Origin of the sequence: Ilumatobacter sp. (assembly GCF_049588435.1) — a bacterium.
Classification (GTDB): Bacteria; Actinomycetota; Acidimicrobiia; order Acidimicrobiales; family Ilumatobacteraceae; genus Ilumatobacter_A.
Map to the genome: position 1 here is coordinate 1 of NZ_JBAVYV010000368.1, position 1616 is coordinate 1616.

Sequence of the window (1616 nt, forward strand, 5' to 3'; positions counted from 1 at the left end):
GGACAGCAGCGGGATCTCGACCTTCGCGAGCTTCGGGATCGGCTGAGGGGTCCCCACCTGCTTCTGGAAGAGCAGGTCGGTGAACCCGAGACCGAACAGGTAGATCCCGATTCCGCTGATGCCCTGCGCGGCCTGCATCACGACGGTGATGAACGCGTACAGCAGTCCCATCACCAGCCCGGCTCCGAGCGCGACCAGCACCGCGAGCATCGTGCTGTCGGTCTTCAACTTCGTGAAGTAGGCGGCGAACGCGCCGATCAACATGACCCCGTCGACGCCGAGGTTGAGCACGCCGCTGCGCTGGCCGATCGCTTCGCCGAGAGCGGCGAACAGGAACGGCGTCGCGAGGCGGATGCCCGAGGCGAGCGTGGCGACGAGCACCGAGACCGTGAAGAAGTCACTCCACACCGGACATCACCCCTCCGTCGACCAGTTCCTTGTGCGGCTGCACAGGGATGCCTTCGTTGCGTTGGACCCACGCGTTCACACGGGTTCGGAGCTTGAGGCTGCCGACGACGAAGATCACGATCACCCCGTTCAGCGCGACGATCAACGCGGCGGGAACCTGGAGTTCCTGTTGGAGTTGGATCCCTCCGGTCAGCATCCCGCCGAAGAAGAACGAGGCCGGGATCGTCCAGAGCGGATGGAGCGCCCCGAACAGAGCAGCGACGATTCCGTTGAATCCGGCGCTCTGCGTGAACGCCGATGCGCCGCCCTCGCCGATCAGGCGGTGTGACTCGCTGCCGAACACGAGGATCGCGCCGGCGACGCCCGCGCATGCCCCGCTGAACGCCATCGCCTGGACGATGCTGCGATTCACCGCCATCCCGGCGTACTTCGATGCGTCGGGGTTGTGCCCGACCGAGCGCAGTCGCATGCCGAGCGACGTCCGGAACAGGAGCAGATACCCGAGGATCGCGACCAGGATCGCGATCAGCACACCGAGGTGCAGCCGGGTGCCGCCGGGCAGCAGTGGCAGATGGGAGTTCGCGTCGAGTCGCTCGGTCTGTTGGATCTTGATCGCGCCCTCTTCGATCAGCAGGTCCTGCAACAGGAAGCTGAGGAACTGGGCGGCGATGATGTTCATCATGATCGTCGCGAGGATCTCGCTGACGCCCGCGTAGGCCTTGAGGGCGCCGGGGATCGCCCCCCAGATTCCGCCACCCACGGCGCCGGCGATCAGCACGAGCGGGACGAGGATGATGCGCGGGGTACTCGGGATCAGGAGCGCCACAGTCGTCGCGAGGATCGCCCCCACGATGATCTGACCCTCGCCACCGATGTTGATCACCCCGGCTCGGAACGCGATGCAGATCCCGACCCCGACGAGGAGGAGGGGCATTGCCTTGATCGCCGTGTCGGCGAGTGCATCCCAGCCGCCGAACGCGCCGTCGAAGAGGGCGGCGTATCCCTGCAGCGGGTTGGTGCCGAGGGCGAGGAGCATGACCGACCCGACCGCGAGTGCGGCGAGCACGGCGCACACCGGCACGACCAGGCCGACCAATGGCTTGACCGCGGCGAACGCAAACGAGCCACCGACACCGTTCTCCGACGGGCTGTCTGGCGCGTCAGCGTCTTCCTGCACCGCGTCGGTGGTCGTCATCGTTCTCCCGCTG

2 protein-coding genes are annotated in these 1616 nt (G+C 66.6%); both read right to left on the reverse strand.

Annotation, left to right across the window (positions count from 1 at the left end):
- Nucleotides 1-408, reverse strand: a 408-nt coding sequence (locus WBV89_RS14210; protein ID WP_423982011.1) for an ABC transporter permease subunit, incomplete at its 3' end; no start/stop codon positions are given.
- A partial coding sequence (locus WBV89_RS14215; protein WP_423982012.1) for an ABC transporter permease occupies nt 398-1616 on the reverse strand: 1219 nt, incomplete at its 5' end. The genes WBV89_RS14210 and WBV89_RS14215, both read right to left, overlap by 11 nt.